This window comes from Candidatus Tisiphia endosymbiont of Empis tessellata, from assembly GCF_964031035.1.
GTDB lineage: Bacteria > Pseudomonadota > Alphaproteobacteria > Rickettsiales > Rickettsiaceae > Tisiphia.
The window spans coordinates 1,276,880-1,297,324 of sequence record NZ_OZ034997.1; the positions used below are offsets into that span (position 1 = coordinate 1,276,880).

Annotated in this window: 19 protein-coding genes and 2 pseudogenes; 13 read left to right on the forward strand and 8 right to left on the reverse strand. The window is 33.0% G+C overall.

Going from position 1 to position 20,445, the window contains the following annotated elements:
• Positions 1–82 precede the first annotated feature (82 nt).
• From nusA to AAHM86_RS06685, 4 genes are all read left to right on the forward strand, one after another.
• Positions 83–1,579, forward strand: a complete 1,497-nt coding sequence (gene nusA / locus AAHM86_RS06665; protein ID WP_342267736.1) for a transcription termination factor NusA — start codon at positions 83–85, stop codon at positions 1,577–1,579.
• A 683-nt stretch (positions 1,580–2,262) separates the two neighbouring features.
• Positions 2,263–4,752 carry a translation initiation factor IF-2 gene (infB, locus tag AAHM86_RS06675; protein WP_342267737.1) on the forward strand — a complete coding sequence of 830 codons (2,490 nt, stop codon included), beginning with the start codon at positions 2,263–2,265 and terminating at the stop codon, positions 4,750–4,752.
• On the forward strand, positions 4,753–5,133 hold the full coding sequence (rbfA, locus tag AAHM86_RS06680; RefSeq protein WP_341747732.1) for a 30S ribosome-binding factor RbfA: 381 nt from the start codon (positions 4,753–4,755) through the stop codon (positions 5,131–5,133).
• Positions 5,134–5,145: 12 nt separating this feature from the next.
• Positions 5,146–5,595, forward strand: a complete 450-nt coding sequence (locus AAHM86_RS06685; protein WP_342267738.1) for a GNAT family N-acetyltransferase — start codon at positions 5,146–5,148, stop codon at positions 5,593–5,595.
• Between the two features lie 12 nt (positions 5,596–5,607).
• Here the strand turns inward: AAHM86_RS06685 and AAHM86_RS06690 are convergent, their stop codons facing one another.
• Both AAHM86_RS06690 and AAHM86_RS06695 read right to left on the reverse strand, forming a co-directional pair.
• Positions 5,608–5,772, reverse strand: a complete 165-nt coding sequence (locus tag AAHM86_RS06690) for a hypothetical protein (protein WP_342267739.1) — start codon at positions 5,770–5,772, stop codon at positions 5,608–5,610.
• A gap of 18 nt (positions 5,773–5,790) precedes the next feature.
• Entirely contained in the window at positions 5,791–6,054 is a 264-nt protein-coding gene (locus tag AAHM86_RS06695) for a hypothetical protein (protein ID WP_342267740.1), read from the reverse strand.
• 119 nt (positions 6,055–6,173) lie between these two features.
• Between AAHM86_RS06695 and AAHM86_RS06700 the strand changes: the two genes are divergently transcribed.
• The 3 genes and pseudogenes from AAHM86_RS06700 (at position 6,174) to AAHM86_RS06710 (ending at position 7,736) form a co-directional block, all read left to right on the forward strand.
• Positions 6,174–6,335 carry a hypothetical protein gene (locus tag AAHM86_RS06700; RefSeq protein ID WP_342267741.1) on the forward strand — a complete coding sequence of 54 codons (162 nt, stop codon included), beginning with the start codon at positions 6,174–6,176 and terminating at the stop codon, positions 6,333–6,335.
• A 327-nt stretch (positions 6,336–6,662) separates the two neighbouring features.
• Positions 6,663–6,847 (forward strand): annotated as a pseudogene (locus AAHM86_RS06705) (DDE-type integrase/transposase/recombinase); the annotation flags it as partial.
• Positions 6,848–7,142: 295 nt separating this feature from the next.
• Positions 7,143–7,736: a hypothetical protein gene (locus AAHM86_RS06710; RefSeq protein WP_342267742.1), complete on the forward strand. Its 594-nt coding sequence runs from the start codon at positions 7,143–7,145 to the stop codon at positions 7,734–7,736.
• Between the two features lie 49 nt (positions 7,737–7,785).
• On the opposite strand, the gene AAHM86_RS06715 is transcribed toward AAHM86_RS06710, so the two are convergent.
• From AAHM86_RS06715 to AAHM86_RS06725, 3 genes are all read right to left on the reverse strand, one after another.
• Complete coding sequence (locus tag AAHM86_RS06715) at positions 7,786–8,820, reverse strand: IS3 family transposase (protein WP_342267743.1); 1,035 nt, start codon at positions 8,818–8,820, stop codon at positions 7,786–7,788.
• 18 nt (positions 8,821–8,838) lie between these two features.
• Positions 8,839–8,982, reverse strand: a complete 144-nt coding sequence (locus AAHM86_RS06720) for a transposase (protein WP_342267695.1) — start codon at positions 8,980–8,982, stop codon at positions 8,839–8,841.
• Between the two features lie 74 nt (positions 8,983–9,056).
• Positions 9,057–9,701 carry a hypothetical protein gene (locus AAHM86_RS06725; RefSeq protein ID WP_342267744.1) on the reverse strand — a complete coding sequence of 215 codons (645 nt, stop codon included), beginning with the start codon at positions 9,699–9,701 and terminating at the stop codon, positions 9,057–9,059.
• Positions 9,702–10,239: 538 nt separating this feature from the next.
• Here AAHM86_RS06725 and AAHM86_RS06730 point away from each other — a divergent pair.
• From AAHM86_RS06730 to AAHM86_RS06755, 6 genes are all read left to right on the forward strand, one after another.
• The gene (locus AAHM86_RS06730) at positions 10,240–11,322 is read left to right on the forward strand and encodes an LptF/LptG family permease (protein WP_342267745.1); all 1,083 of its coding nucleotides are present in this window, start codon (positions 10,240–10,242) and stop codon (positions 11,320–11,322) included.
• Positions 11,319–12,809: a UbiD family decarboxylase gene (locus tag AAHM86_RS06735; protein WP_342267746.1), complete on the forward strand. Its 1,491-nt coding sequence runs from the start codon at positions 11,319–11,321 to the stop codon at positions 12,807–12,809. The genes AAHM86_RS06730 and AAHM86_RS06735 overlap by 4 nt, the downstream gene beginning before the upstream one ends.
• A 238-nt stretch (positions 12,810–13,047) precedes the next feature.
• A complete protein-coding gene (locus AAHM86_RS06740; protein WP_342267747.1) occupies positions 13,048–13,272 on the forward strand; it encodes a hypothetical protein in 225 nt (74 codons plus the stop codon).
• 9 nt (positions 13,273–13,281) lie between these two features.
• The gene (locus AAHM86_RS06745) at positions 13,282–14,328 is read left to right on the forward strand and encodes a hypothetical protein (RefSeq protein WP_342268407.1); all 1,047 of its coding nucleotides are present in this window, start codon (positions 13,282–13,284) and stop codon (positions 14,326–14,328) included.
• Positions 14,319–14,756: a hypothetical protein gene (locus AAHM86_RS06750; protein ID WP_342267748.1), complete on the forward strand. Its 438-nt coding sequence runs from the start codon at positions 14,319–14,321 to the stop codon at positions 14,754–14,756. The genes AAHM86_RS06745 and AAHM86_RS06750 overlap by 10 nt, the downstream gene beginning before the upstream one ends.
• 390 nt (positions 14,757–15,146) lie before the next feature.
• Positions 15,147–15,590, forward strand: coding sequence for a hypothetical protein (locus AAHM86_RS06755; RefSeq protein WP_342267749.1), 444 nt, complete (start codon positions 15,147–15,149; stop codon positions 15,588–15,590).
• A gap of 79 nt (positions 15,591–15,669) precedes the next feature.
• Here the strand turns inward: AAHM86_RS06755 and AAHM86_RS06760 are convergent.
• The 3 genes and pseudogenes from AAHM86_RS06760 to AAHM86_RS06770 all read right to left on the reverse strand — a co-directional run bounded on the left by AAHM86_RS06760 (position 15,670) and on the right by AAHM86_RS06770 (position 20,439).
• Positions 15,670–16,433 (reverse strand): annotated as a pseudogene (locus AAHM86_RS06760) (IS5 family transposase).
• A gap of 180 nt (positions 16,434–16,613) precedes the next feature.
• Entirely contained in the window at positions 16,614–19,793 is a 3,180-nt protein-coding gene (ileS, locus tag AAHM86_RS06765; protein WP_342267750.1) for an isoleucine--tRNA ligase, read from the reverse strand.
• 16 nt (positions 19,794–19,809) lie between these two features.
• Entirely contained in the window at positions 19,810–20,439 is a 630-nt protein-coding gene (locus AAHM86_RS06770) for a COQ9 family protein (RefSeq protein ID WP_342267751.1), read from the reverse strand.
• Positions 20,440–20,445 lie beyond the last annotated feature (6 nt).

The window sequence follows — 20,445 nt, forward strand, 5'->3', positions numbered from 1 at the left end:
TAGGAGCAGAAGAGTATACCGACGCACAAATTACCAGTAGCAAGTAGATGCAAGAAGTTTAATATTAAAAGGCAGTGAATTTATGATTAATATTGGTAACATAGAAATTCTGCAGATCATAGATTCTGTAGCTAGAGAAAAGAATCTTCCTAAGGAGACACTACTTTCGGCAATGGAACAGGCTGTACAGATTGCAGGACGCAGAAAATATGGAAATGAACATAATATAAAAGCTGAGATTGATAGGAAAAATGGTAATATTAATCTTTTTAGAATCCTTGATGTAGTGGATGATGTGGAGAATTATTTTACTCAAATTTCTTTAAAGGATGCTGTTGAAAAGAAAGTTGATGCTAAAATTGGTGATGAGATTTATGAATTCTTACCGCCTATTGATCTTGGACGTGTTGCAGCTCAGGCAGCTAAGCAAATAATAATACAACGCGTTGGTGAAGTGGAAAGAGAAAAACAATATGAAGATTTTAAAGATAAGAAAGGTGAGATTTTAAACGGCACTGTTAAGAGAGTAGAGTTTAATAATATCATAGTTGACCTTGGTGGTCGTGCTGAAGCAATGATTAAAAAGGAGCAGCTCATTAGAGGAGAAAGCTTTAAGGTTAATGATCGTATTAAAGCTTATGTCCAAGACGTAAGATTATCGTCTAAAGGACCACAAATTTTTCTATCTAGAACTGATGACCAAATGCTAATAAAATTATTTGAATTAGAGATTCCAGAGATTTATGATAATATAATTGAATTACGAGCTATAGCTCGTGATCCTGGATCAAAGGCAAAAGTTGCAGTCTTTGCTTCTGACTCTAGTGTTGATCCTATAGGTTCATGTGTAGGAATTAGAGGCAATAGGATTAAGGCTATTACTAATGAGCTTAATGGCGAAAAAATAGATGTAATATTATGGAGCAAGAATATTGCCCAATTTATTATGAATGCACTTGCTCCTGCAGAAATTGCAAAAATTGTTATTGATGAAGATAAGAATATAGTTGATATAGTTGTGTCTCAAGATAATTTGAGTCTTGCAATTGGTAGAAGAGGTCAAAATGTTCGTTTAGCCTCTAAACTTACTGGCTGGAATATTAATGTAATGACGGAAGATCAAGAATCCAAACGGAGAAATGATGAGTTTTGCTCTGCTACTGAGTTATTTATGGAGACCTTAGATGTTGAAGAAGTAATAGCACAACTGTTATCTGCACAAAGTTTTACCTCTCTAGAACAGTTAGCTTCCAGTAAAATTGAAACTTTAATGAATATTGAAGGCTTTGAAGAAGAATTAGCAACTGAGATAAGAGAACGAGCAATAAATTATGTAAATGCTAAAAATGAAAAAATTATTATTAAACTCGAAGCTTTAGGTGTTGAACAAGAATTAATTGATGTATTGGATTTACAACCAGAATTCATATTAAAATTAGCTGAGTATGGTGTAAAGACTATAGAAGATTTGGGAGAGTTGACAGTTAATGAATTTAAATCATTAGCACCTAATTCTAACATGGTAGATGATGATATAGAATTACTGATTCGTACAGCTCGTACTCGTGAAGATGAATAAATTTAAGCAACCTCAGTATCAATCCTGACAGGGGATGCTACCTAAACTACTTAAGTTGACACCCATGTGCGTAGACGGAGTTCTAAAATGTTTAATTAGTTGTCAGTCAAAGCAAGAAAATTTTAAAAAATTTAGCATTAAGTATTAGTGCTAAGAATTTTATTGATATACTGAAGAACTACTAGCAAAATTAGCCATTTCTAATAACAGAAACTTGGTAATTTAATTTTGGGTAAAGAAAAAATTAACAATTCCCTTAAAAAAAATGGTATTATAGTGTAAGCATGAGATGCAAGTCAAGTGCAAGAGAAAATTTAATAGACTTCTTGCATAATTCTATTTCTACTGGTAATTTGTGTGTGATACCGGTACTCTGCTCCTCACGTACTCTAGAGTACGTTGCGGGTCGAGGTTTCGTGTCTCCTACAAATTCCCTAGCAGGGGTGAATTCTACAAAAGGTCTAACGGTAAATTAGAAATTTGTAAATTATTCGATATACTCAAATGATTTGAAGAATGGAGATAATAAACAAGGGGTGAGTGTACCTTACTATTCCCCACAAATATTTGCAGAAGCCAATTCTTTAAAGCAGAAGAGTATATCTGTTAATCATTAATCACATAGCAAAATTATTTAAAAAACTTTATCACAAATATAATTGCTATTTAAAGGTTTAATATTTATGACGAATAACCAAGAACCTAAACCAAAGAAACTAACACTTGGTGGTCCTAAACTATCGCTTAGTAAGCCAGCCCAACCCACCAATGTTACTAGAGGTTTTGTTAGTTCTGCAAAAACAATTGTAGAAGTTAGGAAGAGTAGCACTCCAGCTAATACTTTGTCTTTTAACAAACTTTGGTCTAGTGGTTCTACTTCTCAAGGCGGCGAATCTACTGCTGGAGAAGAATTTAACAGACGCTTAACTATTTTAAAAAAAGCAGCAGAAGATGCAAAATCTCAGAGTACTGATAGTAAGATTAGTACTCTGAGTAAACTTGCAACTATCAATCAACCTGTGAAAAAAGACGATATTGAAGAAAATGTTCAGGATGAGTTACAAGATATCGAAAATGATTCTGAAATACCACCTACTACATTAGCACCTACATCTTCACAGGATAACAACCCATCCAAGTCTTTTGTTAGATCAACACTGATTGGTTCTCAGAGCCATTTTGGTGTTGCACTTGAAGATATTTCTTCAATAGACAAGGCTGGTGATAATAAAGCAGTAGTGCCAAAGGTTAAAATTGAAGAACCTAAAAAATTAAAAAAGGCAGATATCTTCAATATGCTTGATGCAGATGGAAGCGATAATACTGGTAGAACTAGAAGCCTTGCATCAATAAAAAGAGCTAGAGAAAAAGAAAAACGTAAAGCCGAGCAACAAACACCAGATAAAGTATATAGGGAAGTTATTATTCCGGAAGCTATTTCTGTAGGAGATCTAGCCAATAAAATGTCTGAGCGAGCCACAGATGTTATAAAAGAATTGATGAAGCTCGGTATCATGGCTACGACCGCCCAAACAATTGATGCAGATACAGCAGAGCTTGTTACTACGACCTTAGGGCATACAGTAAAAAGGGTTCAAGAGTCCGATGTTGAAAATATATTGATTAGTGAAGCTGATAAAGAAGAAGATTTAAAGCATAGGGCTCCTATTGTAACGATTATGGGACATGTCGACCACGGTAAAACTTCGTTACTTGATGCTTTAAAGTCAACTGATTTGGCAAGTCAGGAAACAGGTGGGATCACCCAGCATATTGGTGCTTATCGAGTAACCTTGGCTGATGGTAGGGCTATTACTTTCATTGATACTCCAGGACATGAAGCGTTTTCAGATATGAGAACTAGAGGGGCAAAGGTAACAGATATAGTGGTTATAATAGTTGCTGCAGATGATGGAATAAAGCCGCAAACGATTGAAGCAATTAATCACGCTAAAGCGGCAAATGTTCCTATAATCGTTGCAATAAATAAGATAGATAAACCGGATATTAATCTTGACCGAATTAAAAATGACCTATTAATTTATGATTTAGTTAGTGAAGAGTTGGGAGGTGATACTATAGTTGTACCAATTTCAGCTTTAAAGAAAACTAATTTAGATAAGTTAGAAGAGGCTATATTATTGGTTGCAGAAATGCAGGATCTTAAGGCTAAATTTAGCGGACTCACTGCTGGGGTAGTCATAGAGGCAAGAGTTGATAAAGGTAAAGGAGCGGTGGCTACTATATTGGTACAACGTGGTATTTTACAAATTGGAGACATAGTAGTTGCCGGAACGAAATATGGCAGAATTAAAAGAATGAATAATGATAAAGGCGTGGATCTCACCGAAGCAGAACCAACTTTACCAGTAGAGATTTACGGCTTAAATGAAGCTCCGCGTGCAGGAGATCAGTTTAATGTAGTGCAGAATGAAAAACAGGCTAGAGATATTGTAGAGTATCGTGAACGCCTTGCAAAAGAAAAGAAAATTTCTGTTATCCAAAGATCAAGTCTAGAAGAATTATTCCTAAAAGCCTCTGGTAATACTGGTATGGTAAAAGAGCTACCGATAATTGTTAAAGGCGATGTGCAAGGTTCAGTTGAAGCAATTATCACTAGTCTATTAAAGTTGCCAAATGATGAAGTTCGTTTAAGAATTTTACATCACGCAGTAGGTGGAATATTGGAGTCAGATGTTACTTTAGCTAAAGCATCCAACGCTATTATTGTTGGTTTTAACGTTAGAACTAATAATAATGCTTTGACTATGGCAGAAAGAGAAAAAGTGGATATTAGATATTATTCCATTATCTATAATTTGTTAGATGATATTAAATCAATAATGAGTGGTATGCTTTCACCAATTATTCGTGAACAATATATTGGTACAGCAGAGATTAGACAGCTATTCACTGTCTCAAAAGTTGGTAAAGTTGCAGGTAGTTATGTTACCAAGGGTACTATTAAAAGAGGTGTTGGAGTTCGCTTGTTACGAGATAATATTGTTATTCACGAAGGAAAACTTAAGACTCTAAAACGTTTTAAAGATGATGTCAAAGAAGTTCACGAGAATTTTGAATGTGGTATCGCTTTTGAAAATTATGATGATATAAAAGAAGGTGATATAGTAGAAGTCTTTGAAATTATTGAAGAAAAAAAACAGTTATTGTAAATGCAAAAACTTTCTGATAAAGACAAGTCACAAAATAGGTCACAAAGGCAAAAAAAAGTGGCAATATTAATAAATGAAGCATTAGTGGAAGTACTAAGGCGTGGTAAGATGTTAGATGAACGTCTGATTAATTGTCCAGTAACTATTACTAAAGTCTTAGTTACCTCTGATTTAAAAATAGCAGATTGTTACTTTTTACCATTTAATACTACTTTTAATGAGATACAACTTACTGAGTCTTTAAATAATTCAAAATATGCTATAAGAAACTTTATAACTGCTAAAATTAATTTAAAATATTCACCAGAAATTCGTTTTCATTATGATCACGGATTTGATAATGCTTACAAAGTTGAGGAGTTATTGAAACTAATCGAGTGAACTAGGATTACAATGAATCAAAACCTTACCCATCGCAAAGCCACAATTGCTGACTTAAGAACAATTGTTAACCTTCTTTTAGAGGATGAACTTGGACAAACAAGAGAACAGTTTTCAGCAGAATTGGATCAAGCTTATATTGATGCGTTCTACAAGATAGATAGTGATCCACATCAATATTTGATGATAGTTGAAATGAATAAAGAAATAGTTGGCACTTGCCATTTGACTATCATGCTATCGCTAACTTTCATAGGTTCAACTAGGATGCAAATTGAAGCTGTTCGTATCTCAGAAAAGTATAGAGGAAAACATTTCGGTGAATGGATGATGAGTATTGCAATGAAATATGGCAAATCACAAAAGGTGTCTCCATTGTTCAGCTCACAACTAATAAAAAACGTCCAAGAGCCAAACAGTTCTATGAAAGACTTGGTTTTGAAGCAACACATGAAGGAATGAAATTATATAACTCTAACGAATAATAGTGTTATACTCTTCTGCTCCTTTGGTATTATTAAAATGATTTTGGCTAATACTACTTGCAACGCCTACATCAAAAAAATAAAATTTAGGATTAGATGATATAATTTCTCTACTAATTTTTTTTTGATAGGGATAAACTAAATATCCTACCAAACTATCAACCAATATTTGCTAATATTCTTTAACTATTTTAGCATCAATAGAACAATCGCGAGCTATGTTAGAATAATTCACTAGTTCGCTAGAGGAGAAAGCCGTGCTATCTATAAATCTACTAAACGCTGTAATATTTCTTACCAGTCCCTCAGCCCGAATCTCATTAGTTAAATAATCCTCAACATATGCTTTTAGTAATTTACGAGGATTATTACTGATAAAATGCGATGGAATTAAACCATTATTAAATATTTTTAAAAGATCAAAATCCTCCTTCACCTCAGGGTATACTAATGGAAAAAAATTATATTTTATTGCTCTACCGCCTAATAAATTTGTACCATATGCTCTTAATTTTCTACTACTTGAACCACATAAAATAACTATCAGTATTTTTTATGAGCCAATGTATTTCATCAAGTAACGCTGGAACTTTTTGTATTTCATCTACTATTATAGGAAGATCAAGCTTAGATGAGTGTAGTGCTAATACTTCTTCTCTAAAATTTGATGGTTGTTTTAGATACTTAAAATATAAGTCAGTTTTTAATCAGTCATAATATATTGAATTAGGGTACAGGTTTTTTAAGTAAGTTGATTTTCCTACTTTTCTAGCTCCCCATAAAAAAGCTGTTTGCTTGTGATTTAAATTTAATTTGAAATATCTTGTATACATATAGGTTTACTATTTAGGAGTAAAGTCCATATTTATTGATCAATCTTAATTTCTCTAATCTTTTATATCTTCCATTCTTGCAACTATACTCAAATGATTTGAAGAATTGGATTTGAAAATGAATGGTGAGAAGGCGTAGCGTACATCTAGTATAGTTACGCATGCGAATCCATGATATTTTCAAAAAACAATTCGTAGGAGCAGAAGAGTATATCTGAATAATATAGCTGAACAAGAGTACCGCTTTATCAAGAAACGAGCTAAGTCAATGCTTGGTTTAAAATTTTTCGTTCTGCTGTGGTTACTATCACTGATATAGAAAATATTCGTATGATTCAAAAAAGACAAATTACTGGAGCTAATAATAACCTCAGTATCCGTAATGGAAGTCAATAAGAAAATAATAACTTAACATAAATTTTCATTGCAAGAAGAATTATTTTTTACAATAGAGTGCATAAAAGCTAGTAATTTACGCATAACAGCAACAAGTTCAGATTTTAGAATGTTATTGACATCGTAGAAAATAATACTTGCAATCCAAAAAAACAATATTGTCTATCCAACAAAGAGTCCTCAAGATTATCGATTACAAGCTAAAATTAACAATGGAAAACTGTCTTTAGACACAATAATTAATACTAATAATACAAAATATGCTGATAGTTTACCTGAGTCAGTTTCATTATATTTGCACCGATTTGTACAGTTTGTCAAAGAAGAATATAGTGGTATGGAAGTGGATGTAGAATTTGTTTATGATCCTAAAGATAACAAAATATCTATAGTGCAAGTGCGATCAAAACCTGATGGAGATCGCACCCTACAACAGCCCTCAGCATTGAGTCCAGAATTTCTAATAGAAATTGCTGAAGAGGGTGGTAAAGTACTAAAGGGTAGCACAATCACACAGGATATCAATAATAGTCAATTAATTAAAGAAGCTAAAGAAATTTTAGTTTTCAACAATATAAATGAGGCTTTAGATGCATATCTTTCTTCAGCTAATGAGGTTAAGGCTGTTATTATACAAAATGACGCTTCACCTAATTCTCATGAAGCAGGAGAATTCGCTTTCAAGGGAATACCAGTAATTATAATTAAGGATCTCGCTAATGTTAAGGAGCTAGTACAAGAGTTGAATGTAGGGAAGCAACTAGTTATATATCCACAGCATAAATCTATTGTTCAATTACCAACAACATATGAAAAACTTACATACCAGCAACTACAAGATGACGGGATTATAGTACCTGGTATCTTTTCTTCTACGATACTAGACTGAAAAATCAAGACAAAAAAAATAATAATGTTGTTTCCCATTTTTGCATTTTTCAAGCTGCAATTTGTTCATAATTTTGTATAGAATTTAGATAGACATTCATAGGCTTTTTGTAACCAATACTTGAATGGAATCTTCTATAATTATAGTGATTGATGTAATCATCAATACCACTCTTTAGCTCTTTAACATCTTTAAAATCATTAATAAATATACAATTATATTTTAAAGTTCGGAAAAATCTCTCCATAATTATATTATCAATACTTCTTCCTTTACCATTCATCGAAACTTTAATGTTATGCTCTTGTAAAATTTCAATGTGTTCATGACTAGTATATTGACTGCCCTGATCACTATTAAATATCTGCGGTGCAGGATATTTGTTAAGTGCATCCCGCAATACTTCAGTTACCAAACTTACGTCCATACTATTTGACAATTTATAACTCAACACAGCTCTACTATGCCAATCTATAATTGCCACCATGTACATAAATCCCGAATTAGTTCTAACATAAGTGATATCTCCGCTCCAAACCTCGTTAGCGTTAGGTACATGTACAGTCTTAGTTGTACCTAGATTAGTCCAATATTTATCAAGCAAATAACTATAAATTTTATGCTGTTTATCTTTTTCAGACGTTAACTTTTTCCTCTTTGGATAAATAGCCTCTATGCCAATCATGTTCATATATTTTAGAACCCGATCCTTACCAATAACCAAGCCATCTTCTAATAATTGTCTATGGATATAACGATAACCAAATTCAGGATAATCAGTATATATTTCATCTATTTTATTTAAAATATTTAAGTTATACCCACTAAATGGTTTTGCTTTATAGTACATTGAAGAACGATTAATCTTTAATAATTCATATTTCCTTGTCTTTGGTAACATTGCTAGCTTGGAATCGACAAGTTCTTTTCTATTTGATAAGTCCAAGCTTTGTAGCTTTCCCACAGCCCAATCTCTCTCTACTATTGTTTTTCCAAGAGTTTTCGCTAATTCATCATTTTGTTCTTTCAGCATATTAATTTGTTCCTGATATTTACTTACCAGTTTTGCTGGTTCAAAAGCCAATGCTGCATTTGATATAAATTATTTTTTCCAATTACTAATTGTCTTGGAGTTTATCTCATATTTTGATGCTATCACTGATAATGGACTCTCTTCTTTCAGCACTTCTAATACTATCCTAGTTTTTTCTTCAGCACTAAAAACTCTTACTTTTTCTTTTGTCATTTTTTCTCCTAATTTTTTCTTATTATTTTATCTTAATTAGGAAACTTTTAACTCTATTTTTTTGTCCATTTTCTTCAGTCCATTATAGAAGTCAGATGTGAGAATTCTATCTCTGCCATTTGTTCATTATTAACACTTCTTACCTCTATATCTTTTAATACATACCCCCAACTAAAGCTGATTCCTTCATCACTTGAAACAAATGATTGACCTTTGTGGCAAGGTTCATCATAACACTTTTTATATAACTCGCCCCATTCTATATGCCCGTTAGCGGGATGTCTTTTCACTCCAACTGCAAAACAGTTCTGATTTGACAAAGTAATGGATTGTACTTCTGATATATCCCCCACACCACTTTTACCTCTATGATGAACTACATCGGAGTTATCTGCAAATAAAGATACAAGGTCATCTCCGTTTACTGGAGTTTCATGCTCTATAAGCTTTGAACGTTCTGCTCTCTCTAACTTAAGTTTTGCAGCTGTACGATCACGATATGGAGGTGCATTAACAGCGTCTTTAATTATTTTTATAGATGCTTCGTCAGAATATTTAGTAAAATCCGTATGTTGATTTGGTGTTATAGCTAATCCGGAAGAATTATTACTAGCTTTGGCTATAGTTGTATTTTCTCCTGTAGGAAATGTGCCAGCTAAACGCAAGGCTGAAGAAGAAAGTAGAGCAAGAAATGTGGAAGAAGGAGCGAAATATTTCATAAAAATTGTTTCCTATTTAATAATATTGATTAATATTCAGTTTAACAAGATAGTTAATATAAACTATTTAAATTGATAAAATAGCTTTTTTATATAGAAGTCAAGGTTTAGTTGCAAAGCTACCCTGGCTAGCTGATAAAAAATAACATAGTGATATTTTATAGTTACCCTGACTAGCATTATTCCGCTATTAGCGAGGAGGCATTTTAGGTGGCAACGAATGAGTTATATAGAACCTTAATGGGTTATAAAACAATAATTTTTTAAAGCAGAAGGTATAATTGTATTTTTTAACTTAGTGGATAGAAATTGTGGATAGAAATTTTATAGTATACTACATGGATTTGGTAGATAATAGTACTGTGATAACTCATTCGAGTATACTCTTCTGCTTTGAAGAATTGTTTTTTAAAAATATCAGGAACTCGCATACTCACGTACCTCATGTACTGCTTGCGTGTACTCGCCCTTCATTTTCAAATCCAATTCTCCAAATTATTTGAGTATACATATTTGAAAGACTATAAATGATTACAGAATGTTAATATATAAACGTTATATAATAAAAAATATTGTACCATCCTTGGTGATAATTATTTTCTCGATCACTAGCCTTGTATGGATTACTCAGATATTAAAGTTTTTGTACTTAATTGATAAAGGAATAAAAGCTCAGGATTTCTTAAATTTAATTATTTTAGTTATTCCATCTTTGCTATTTATTTTGTTACCTTTTGCAACTATTATCACTATTATTTATACTTATAATGCTTTAAGTGAGAGGCGTCAGATAATTATTCTGCAAAATTTGGGATTAAGTAATATACAACTAGCTAGTCCAGCATTGATTGTAGCCTTAATAGTTACGTTGTTTGCTTATTATATTTCGGCTAGTTTATTACCATTATCTTATGCAAAGCTTAAATCAGATCTTAATTTCATGAAAAATAATTATGCATCCACTCTACTAGATGAGAAGACATTTAATACAATTTCTAAAGATATCACAGTTTATTTTGATAAAAGATTGCCTGATGGTACTATGAAAGATTTAATTCTTTTTGATAATCGTAAACATGATAATCATGCAATTTTATTTTCTAGATTGGGGATATTTAAAATATATAACAACTCTTCGTTTTTCCAACTAAAAGATGGAGCGAGGCAGGAATATGACTATAATGGTAATTTAACTAATTTATCATTTGATGTTCTAACAGTAGAGTTAGTCAGTAATGATGCTAAAAGATTGGTAAAGGACGAGTATAGTCGAGAAATCAATGAATATTATATTCATGAATTATTAAAACCCAACAATAATCTATCAAAGCAGAGAAAGATTAAATTAGTTGCTGAGGGACACCAAAGATTGATTTGGCCAATGTATAATTTTGTACTTGTTTTTCTAACATTGTCGGTTTTTTTAAGACAGCCTTATAATAAAAAATCTAGTCTGAGGCAGATTCTAATTACAGCACTTTCTGCAATAATTATCACATATTTACACTTTGTATTACAAAATCTTGCTTCTAAAGATTCAAATTTTATCTTTGCTTGTTATGCTAACATTATTATCGCTATTATTTTAAGCCTGTATTTATATTTTCGTAAAATTATATGAGTTTTCAAGATTTACCACAATTCCTAAAAATTTTAGAGCAAAATGGTCTCCTAAATCGTATATCTTATCCTGTATCATCTAACCTTGAAATAACAGAAATCAGTAGAAGAGTTTTAAAAAAAGATGGACCTGCTCTTTTGTTTGAAAATGTTATTAGAGATGATGGGACTAAGTCTGATATGCCAGTTTTAACTAATTTATATGCCAACACGCAGCGGATTGCCTTAGGACTTGGTTTAAAAAATACAGAAGAGTTGAAGAAATTTGGTGAATTGCTAGCTTTTCTTAAAGCACCAGAACTACCTTCTTCCTTTAAAGAAACCTTTGCTATGTGGCCACTCGCCAAAAGAATATTGGCTATGTCACCCAAGATTTTGTCAAAAGCTCCTTGTCAAGAAGTGATAATTAATGATCCTGATGTTAATATATTGCCGATACAAACCTGCTGGCCTCTTGATATTTCACCACTACTTACTTGGTCAATAGTTGTTACAAAAGGACCTAGCTTAGAAAAAATAGATAATTTTAACCTTGGTATATACCGAATGCAAGTAGTAGAACGTAACAAACTTATTATGCGCTGGCTTAAAATGCGAGGTGGAGCTCAACAACATAAGCGTTGGCAATCAGCAAAGATTGATCCTTTCCCTGCTGCAGTGGTTATTGGGGCAAGTCCTGCCGTGACTATGGCTGCTGTTATGCCGTTACCCGATAATATGTCTGAGTATAATTTTGCTGGATTATTAAGAGGTAAGTCAATTGAACTGGTAAATTGCGTCAGTATAGATATGAAAGTGCCAGCTCATAGTGAAATTGTTATTGAAGGGCATGTAAGTTTTGATGAGTATCTACCAGAAGGACCATTTGGCGATCATACAGGTTACTATAATGACGTTGAATATTTTCCAGTATTTAATGTTAAGACTATTACCATGAAAAGACAACCTATATATTTAAGTACTTATACTGGTAAAGCCCCAGATGAGCCATCTATACTTGGTGAAGCATTAAATGCAATGTTTATTCCGATAATTCAACAGCAATTTCCAGAGATCGTTGATTTTTGGTTACCACCTGAAGGGTGTTCTTACAGAGTTGCTGTGGTATCTATTCGTAAGGCTTATGCAGGTCATGCAAAAAGAATAATGATGGGGATTTGGTCATTTTTAAGACAATTCATGTATACAAAATTTATTATTGTGGTAGATGATGATATAGATATTCGTGACTGGAAGGAAGTGGTTTGGGCAATATCTACTAGGGTAGATCCTTCTAGGGATACTACTTTTATCGATAATTCACCAATAGATTATCTTGATTTTGCCTCACCTGTGTCTAGCCTTGGTAGTAAAATGGGAATAGATGCAACTAATAAAATAGTCCCAGAAACTAATAGAGTTTGGGGTAAGAAAATAGAAATGACTAGTGAAGTCGTTGAAAAGATTGACAAAATTTGGGATATGCTTGGTATATCCGCAAAAACTTGAAATAATTTTTTCTTAAAACACTTAGTGTTAGAAATTTATAGTATATATTATATATACTGCTTGTAAATGAAGAGTTGGTAGACGATAGTATAACTTCAAGAAGAGTTAGGCAGTAGCAAAGTCGAGCGGCGTAGCGTACATGAGTAACGGAGCAGCTTCGATCTTTGGTCGCGGGAACGCCAATTCTTGAAGTTCACCGAGTATACTCAAATGACTTGAAGAATTGGAATTGGATATAGTGGATAATATTTCTAGTGATGAAATAATCAAAAATATAAAAAAAGTTAGTGATAAATACCAAGAGATAATACTTTGTCTTATGCAGGGCAGGGGGAACATGATCCCTGCATCTCTTATTGATATGGATAAAAATAGAGTTATATTATCAAGCTTAAGTGAACAATTTATAAAAAATCCTGAAAAATTTTGGCAACTAAATATTCAGTATGTTGAGAAATTTTAGAATCTTGTCATAAATTCAGTAGAGAAATTTGTAGGGAAATCAACCACTCCTCTTTTTTCACCAAATAGTAAAGATAGAAGTTTTAATGATTTAGCTTGGCAGGATAATGCGTATTTTGATTTTGTTAAGCAGTTCTATTTAATGTCTTCAGAATGGTTACAGGATAATATCGAACAATATGAACTAGCACCTGACCTTAAACAACATTTGGCATTTATGACGCATCAATTTATTAATGCCTTCTCTCCGTCAAATTTTGCTTTTGGTAACCCGATAGTTCTTAGTAAAATTTTGGAAACAGGTGGTCAGAATCTTGTTCAAGGCTTAGAGAACTTTCTTGCAGATATAAGAAATTCTAGTGATATATTAAATATAAAAACTACCGATAATAATGCTTTTTTACTTGGCAAAAATATAGCTACTACTAAAGGAAAAATTGTTTTTCAGAATCAATTAATACAGTTAATATGTTATGAACCTAAGCAAAAAACACGGGCGATACCATTACTTATAATTCCACCCTGTATTAATAAATACTATATACTTGATCTATCTGAACATAATTCAATGGTAGCATTTCTTGTCGAACATAATTTTCAAGTATATATGGTCTCTTGGGTTAATCCCGATGAAACTCTAGCTGATAAAAGTTTTGAGGACTATGTAAAAGAAGGAGTTTTAGAAGCTTGTGAATATATAATGCGGTTTGGATATAACCATATTAATGCTATTGGTTATTGTATTGGTGGAACTTTTCTTGCAACTGCTGTTGCTTATCTGAAGGCAAATAATTTAAATTATATTAATAGTGTCAGCTTTATTACTACCCTTTTAGACTTTAAAAATCCTGGGGAAGTAAGTATTCTTGTCAATGAGTCATCGATTGCCATGATCGAACAAGAAATGAATTATAAAGGATATTTTGATGGTCGTTTTTTGTTAATAACTATCTGCTTGGTCAAACTCCAATGCCATTTGACTTATTATATTGGAATGCTGATCCAACGAATTTACCAACTAATATGTATAGCTACTACTTACGTAATATGTATCTAAATAATTTATTAAAAGAACCGAGTAACTTATCATTATTTGGTACGCCAATTGATTTGAGCAAGATTGACTGTAATTCTTTTTTCCTTGCTGTAAATGACGATCATATAGCTCCGTGGCGATCGGTGTATGAAGGATTAAAACTATTAAAAGGTAACAAAACCTTTTGTCTTACAAGTTCTGGACATGTTGCAGGGGTGGCTAATCCTCCTGCAATGTCTAAATATAATTATAAAACTAATAAAGACTTAACCTTGACTAGTGAATCATGGTTTATTAATGCTGACGAGCATCAAGGATCATGGTGGTCTTACTGGCTTACTTGGTTAGAAGATAATAGTGGTGAGTTAATAAAATCGATAGATTATGATAGGTTAAAATCCATCGAACTTGCCCCCGGCAAATATGCTCATAAAAGAATAGTTACCTAATCTCAGATATAAGTATACTGCTATGATTTCAAGAGTTTCGCGTAAATTGTGTGTAATACCTTTTTTATCCTTGCATAAGTTTTTCTATTATTGACTTTATAGGAGTATAGTTTAGAATTAAAAATGAAGTAACTGCAAAGTTACTTTGGGGTGTAGAAACCTGTAATCCACTAATGGTAAGCATCAACCATTAAATGATGTATCCTCGACTTTATGGTCGGGGAGATGATAGCTATGTTCAGGACTTAAGGTGCAAACCTTAAGTCTAAAGGCTATCGTAGCTGTTTAGTGGCAGTTTTTCTAACTCCCCGATCGCCAAAGTAATCCCTCAAGGTTCTTTGGTGGTTAAAACTTAATAACTTTAAGTTTAATCATAAAGGGGATACTGCTATGACATACACAACAACTTTACCTTCTGAAGCAATCATCTTTTTTGATCCAGCTTATGACCATTCTAAGGATATAAAACTTAGAGATGATGTCACTACTACCAGCCAACAAGAAGGACTAACATTAGTAGAAATTATCGAATCTAAAGGACCTTATGATCACAGTACTTTTAGTAAGTTAATCCGCCGAGTAATGAGCTGCAATAATAAGCCTGTCACCATCCTCATTAACGAAGATATACGGCATACAACAATTAACACTCTACTTTGGTCTGTACTTGGTACTTTGTCATCTGCCGGTCTAATTACCGTTACTACTTACGAAAGATCCTATAAAAAAGTACTCTTGAAAAAAGTAAATATAGAGGATGATTATTTTTTATACGTGGCTGCTACTTATTGTAAAAACCATTATAAATTTGGTAATGAACAATTAAATATTTAATACAGATGAATAATATACTTCTCGTAAATGAAGAGTTGGTAGACGATAGTATAACTTTAAGAAGAGCTAGGGTATATCGTCACGAGATTTTAGCCCACATTAGTAATCCCCTTAGACAAAGACCTGCCATGTATGATTTTGTATTTTTAGCATATCTTGTTGCTATACCACGCCATTCTTTAAATTTTTGAAATGTATTTTCAATAATGTGCCTTATTATATAAATCCTTATCTATCTCTCTTTGAATCTTTCTGTTTCTTTTTGATGGTATTACAGGAATTATATTTGCTTGCTCAGCAAATTCTACGATGCTATTTGTGTCATAAGCTTTATCTGCTATAAGGTACTCTGCCTCTATATTTTGGGTTAATTCACAAGCTTGAGTACAATCGTTTCTGGAACCTTCTGTAACAATAATTCTGACCGGCATACCATGGCACATCCACGGGCCATATGTATCTTTGTATTGAGCCCCCTTTTGTACGGCTAATCGTTTGATTCCCGTCTTTTGCCCCAAGTCCTGCTTTATGAACTTTTACAAATGTTGAATCTATCATTAACCATTCGAAATCAGGAGCATTTATAAAAATATTTAGTACATGCTCCCATACTCCATTATCGTGCCATCTACAGAATCTTCTGTGTACATTCTTCCAATTCCCATAATCAGGTAGCAAATCTCTCCAAGGAGCTCCTGTCCTAAATATCCACATTACTGCATTTACAAAGGTTCTATTATCTTTTGCAACCCCTCCCCAACAACCTTCCCTGCCAGGCAAATGCCTTTGTATCTTATTCCAAAGTTCATCATTTATATCATGTCTTCTATGTGCTAGCCCCATAACTCTTATCCCTATTACTATAATTAGTATAACCAACTTCACAAATTATTCAACTATAATCTCGTGACGACATGCCCTAGGAGTGTCAAAGTCGAGCTGCTAGGCGTAATTAGTACGTGAGCAGCGGATATCTTTAGACATGACGACGCCAATTCTTGAAGTTCACCGAGTATACTATGGTTACTTAGACACTCTTGCTACCCTTATAGTTATGTATGAATTTAATTCAATATTAGTCATATATTCTGGCGTGAAATCGCTAGCAAATTCACTTAAGGTTTGCTCAAGAATGAATGTACTATGTTGCTCAACTATTTGCATAAAATCCGGTTTGCCTATGATTTCTAGGAATATTCTATCATTCATGGCAAAATTGGCATCTTTTCTCGCTTGTTGAATAAAGCGTACTAAATCTCTTGCAATACCTTCTTCGTATAGTTCTTTTGTTATTTCTAAATCCAGTAATATTAGTCCATGATTATTAGCTAAAGATTTAGTTGCATGTCTTGTACCTTTAACATTTTTAGGTTCTAAAACTAGAGAGAACTCATCTTGATTTAATGTTTCTCCCGCTATTACTAGATGCTCATGCATCAGTTGCCACTGATGCTTTTTAGAAGCTATTATGATATCTTTGACTTTATGAGGTAGACGTTTTCCTAAATTAGGGAAGTTAATCGACAATTTGTAATCAGCATGATTTTCTACATCATCTTTATAAATTACCTTTTTAACATTAATCTCATCTTTAACTAATTCTTCAAATTTTACTAGTAATTCATTATTTTTACTAATGATCGTTAAACTGCTCAGTGGTTGCCGAACCCGGATATTTTCGTTACTTCTAATGAATAAAGCATTACTACAAATATCTAATACTTGATCCATGATGCTGACTAAATCATAATCGACTTCTATCATATCAAGTTTAGGAAAATCCGCTGAATGAACACTGCCTCCTTGCTTTTCTAGCCTTGTAAGTCCTAAATAAATTTCCTCAGAAATTAATGGTAGTAAACTAGATTGAGCAATAGACATTATTTCAAGACAACTATATAAGGTATTATAAGCATTTTCTTTATCTTGATCTTTTTCAATTTTCCAAAAACGATTCCTACTTCTTCTAATATACCAATTATTTAATACTTCAAAAAAATTGCCGACATTATTATAAGCTATTTGAGTATCAAAATTATCTAGCCCATACTGGATTTTTTCTACTGATATTTTTAGTTTTGATAAGATATAACGATCTAGCACATTTTGAGAATTAAAGTTGCTTTCCGCTTTTATCTGATCGCTATTAGCATACAGAGTAAAGAAATGGTAAGCATTCCAAATGGGCTTGATAAATAAACGTAAGCTCTCATAAATCATTTTACCGCCTTTGTCGATCAGCAGTTCCTGACCTTTGACTACATTGGAAGAGAGCATGGTAACTCTTAGAGCATCAGAACCATATTTATCAAATAATTCTAGCGGATCAGCATAATTATTCAGACGCTTTGATAATTTTTGCCCGGTGTTGTCTAATATAACCCCATGGCAAATACAATTTAAAAAAGGTGGTTGGTCAAAAAGGGCTGTTGACAGTACCATTAAAGTATAGAACCAACCGCGTGTTTGTGCTGAATATTCCACTATAAAATCGGCAGGAAAATGCTTTTCAAACCAATCTTTATTTTCAAATGGATAATGTACTTGCCCATAAGGCATAGAGCCACTTTCAAACCAGCAATCAAAGACATCTTCTACTCTAACCATCATTGATTTACCGGTTGGATCATCCGGATTTTTTCTAGTTAGTTGATCAATAAAAGGCCTATGTAAATCGGTAACTGTAACCCCAAAATCTTTTTCTAACTCCTCTATTGATCCATACACATCAATCCTAGGATAAGCCGGATCATCTGATTTCCATACAGGTAGCGGTGTACCCCAGAATCTATTTCGGCTAATTGACCAATCTCTAGCATTTTCTAGCCATTTACCAAATAGATTATCTTTGACATGCAAAGGAATCCAATTAATCTGTTTATTTAGTTCTACCATTCTGTCTTTAAATTCAGTAACTTTTACATACCAAGAAGGAACGGCTTTGTATATAAGAGGGGTGTCAGTACGCCAACAATGGGGATAATTATGAATATATTGCTCTGTTTTAAACCAATTGCCTTGATTTTTGAGCTTAATAATAACTGGATCATTAGCATCAAATACTTGCATACCAGCCAAGTCAAAAATTTCTTTGGTGTATTTTCCAGCATTATCTACAGGACAAACTAGTTCTATATCATGGGCTGCACAAAGAATTTGGTCTTCCTCACCGAAACCTGGAGCCATATGAACGATACCGGTACCGTCTCCTTCAACAACAAAATCTCCGGAAAGTACTTTAAAGCTACTTGGATGATTGGCAAAATAATCGAATAATGGCTTGTAAGTGAGATTTAATAGATACTTACCTTCAATTATATCATAATTTGTGTCAGCACTAAGCCCTAATTCTTTCTGATATTTAGCCAAAGCAAATTTAGCCAAAATATAACAAACAGAGCCATTTGGCACTAGAACATACTCGATATTTGGTCCAACGGCCAATGCTAAATTAGCAGGCAAAGTCCATGGTGTTGTAGTCCATGCCAGCATTCTGTACTCGTTATATTGTACAGAATTTGGTAATTTACCCTCAAGTACAAAACTTACCGTAACTGCCTTATCAGTTCGTTCTCTATATGAATTATCTAGCCTTGTTTCAAAATTAGACAAAGGTGTCTCACATGCCCAAGAATAAGGCATTACCCTCATCGATTCATAGAGAAGTCCTTTTTTGTATAACTCTTTAAAAGCCCACAAAACAGATTCCATAAAGGCTTTATCCATGGTTTTATAGGAATTATTGAAATCTACCCATCTTGCTTGCCTATTGACATATTCCTGCCACTGATCAGCATATTTCATGACCGATGATCTACAATGCTCGTTAAATTTATCAATACCAAAATTGATGATGGCAGTTCTACCAGAAATACCCAGCTCCTTTTCTGCTTGCATTTCGGCAGGTAGTCCATGACAATCCCAACCAAAGCGTCGCTCGACTCTTTTGCCTTTGCTAGTTTGATAGCGTGCATAAACATCTTTGATAAAACCAGTTAGCAGATGACCATAATGCGGTAGACCATTAGCAAAGGGTGGTCCATCATAGAATACAAACTCATTATTTTGCCCATTATTTATTGATGGTCTAGCATCTATCGTTTTTTGGAAAATATTGTTCTTTTGCCAATAAGCTAAAATCTTTTTTTCAATCGTTGGAAAATCGGCATTAGATTGGATATCTTGGTAGTATTTATTAGTCATGTTGTAATCTTGATTATTATAAAAATAGTCGAATAATTGGTATATCGACGGGATTTGGTAATTTAAAAATATTCTTACATTTAGAAAACATAGTTATGATAGCAGATAAAGACTTGGTAATATATTTATCGGTATCTATATTATTCTCTGACTCATCTTGAATGTAATAGAGTATCGAACTTATATAAACGCTAAATAACAAACTTCTCTTAGTATAATAATTATAATCTATAGACGTATCTCCTGCATAACGCCAAATTAAATCACAGGTACGAAAGGCTATTTTTGTAGTAAATAGAGTGTTTGATGGTGTGGTAAAATAAGTACGATTCTTCAAATGTACAAGTTTAGGTGTACAATTTTTTATTCTAACTTTTAAGGCTAAATCAATTTTATCCCTTATTTTAGCTGGGGTTTCTTGCTGAGATAATAACTCAAGCATTTTTTGGTCTTGCCAGCTTTCAAAAAAATCAACTATTTCTCTTAGACCATTTGGAAAAATTATATGACAATACCCCTTAACAAAACCACATTCCTTTTCCGCATCTGCCAATAATTCATTATTCCACTCATCAAAGATTAGCAGTTTTGCTAGAACTTGTACAAATTGTACTTTCAAACTATAATATTTTTCGTAAGTAGTCATTAAAAT

What these genes read in the sequence shown, in the direction of transcription:
- nusA (WP_342267736.1), top strand. Translation starts at nt 83, where the DNA reads ATGATTAATATTGGTAACATAGAAATTCTGCAGATCATAGATTCTGTA.
- infB (WP_342267737.1), top strand. Translation starts at nt 2,263, where the DNA reads ATGACGAATAACCAAGAACCTAAACCAAAGAAACTAACACTTGGTGGT.
- rbfA (WP_341747732.1), top strand. Translation starts at nt 4,753, where the DNA reads ATGCAAAAACTTTCTGATAAAGACAAGTCACAAAATAGGTCACAAAGG.
- AAHM86_RS06685 (WP_342267738.1), top strand. Translation starts at nt 5,146, where the DNA reads ATGAATCAAAACCTTACCCATCGCAAAGCCACAATTGCTGACTTAAGA.
- AAHM86_RS06700 (WP_342267741.1), top strand. Translation starts at nt 6,174, where the DNA reads ATGAGCCAATGTATTTCATCAAGTAACGCTGGAACTTTTTGTATTTCA.
- AAHM86_RS06720 (WP_342267695.1), bottom strand. Translation starts at nt 8,982, where the DNA reads ATGACAAAAGAAAAAGTAAGAGTTTTTAGTGCTGAAGAAAAAACTAGG.
- AAHM86_RS06725 (WP_342267744.1), bottom strand. Translation starts at nt 9,701, where the DNA reads ATGAAATATTTCGCTCCTTCTTCCACATTTCTTGCTCTACTTTCTTCT.
- AAHM86_RS06730 (WP_342267745.1), top strand. Translation starts at nt 10,240, where the DNA reads ATGTTAATATATAAACGTTATATAATAAAAAATATTGTACCATCCTTG.
- AAHM86_RS06735 (WP_342267746.1), top strand. Translation starts at nt 11,319, where the DNA reads ATGAGTTTTCAAGATTTACCACAATTCCTAAAAATTTTAGAGCAAAAT.
- AAHM86_RS06750 (WP_342267748.1), top strand. Translation starts at nt 14,319, where the DNA reads ATGTATCTAAATAATTTATTAAAAGAACCGAGTAACTTATCATTATTT.
- AAHM86_RS06755 (WP_342267749.1), top strand. Translation starts at nt 15,147, where the DNA reads ATGACATACACAACAACTTTACCTTCTGAAGCAATCATCTTTTTTGAT.
- ileS (WP_342267750.1), bottom strand. Translation starts at nt 19,793, where the DNA reads ATGACTAATAAATACTACCAAGATATCCAATCTAATGCCGATTTTCCA.
- AAHM86_RS06770 (WP_342267751.1), bottom strand. Translation starts at nt 20,439, where the DNA reads ATGACTACTTACGAAAAATATTATAGTTTGAAAGTACAATTTGTACAA.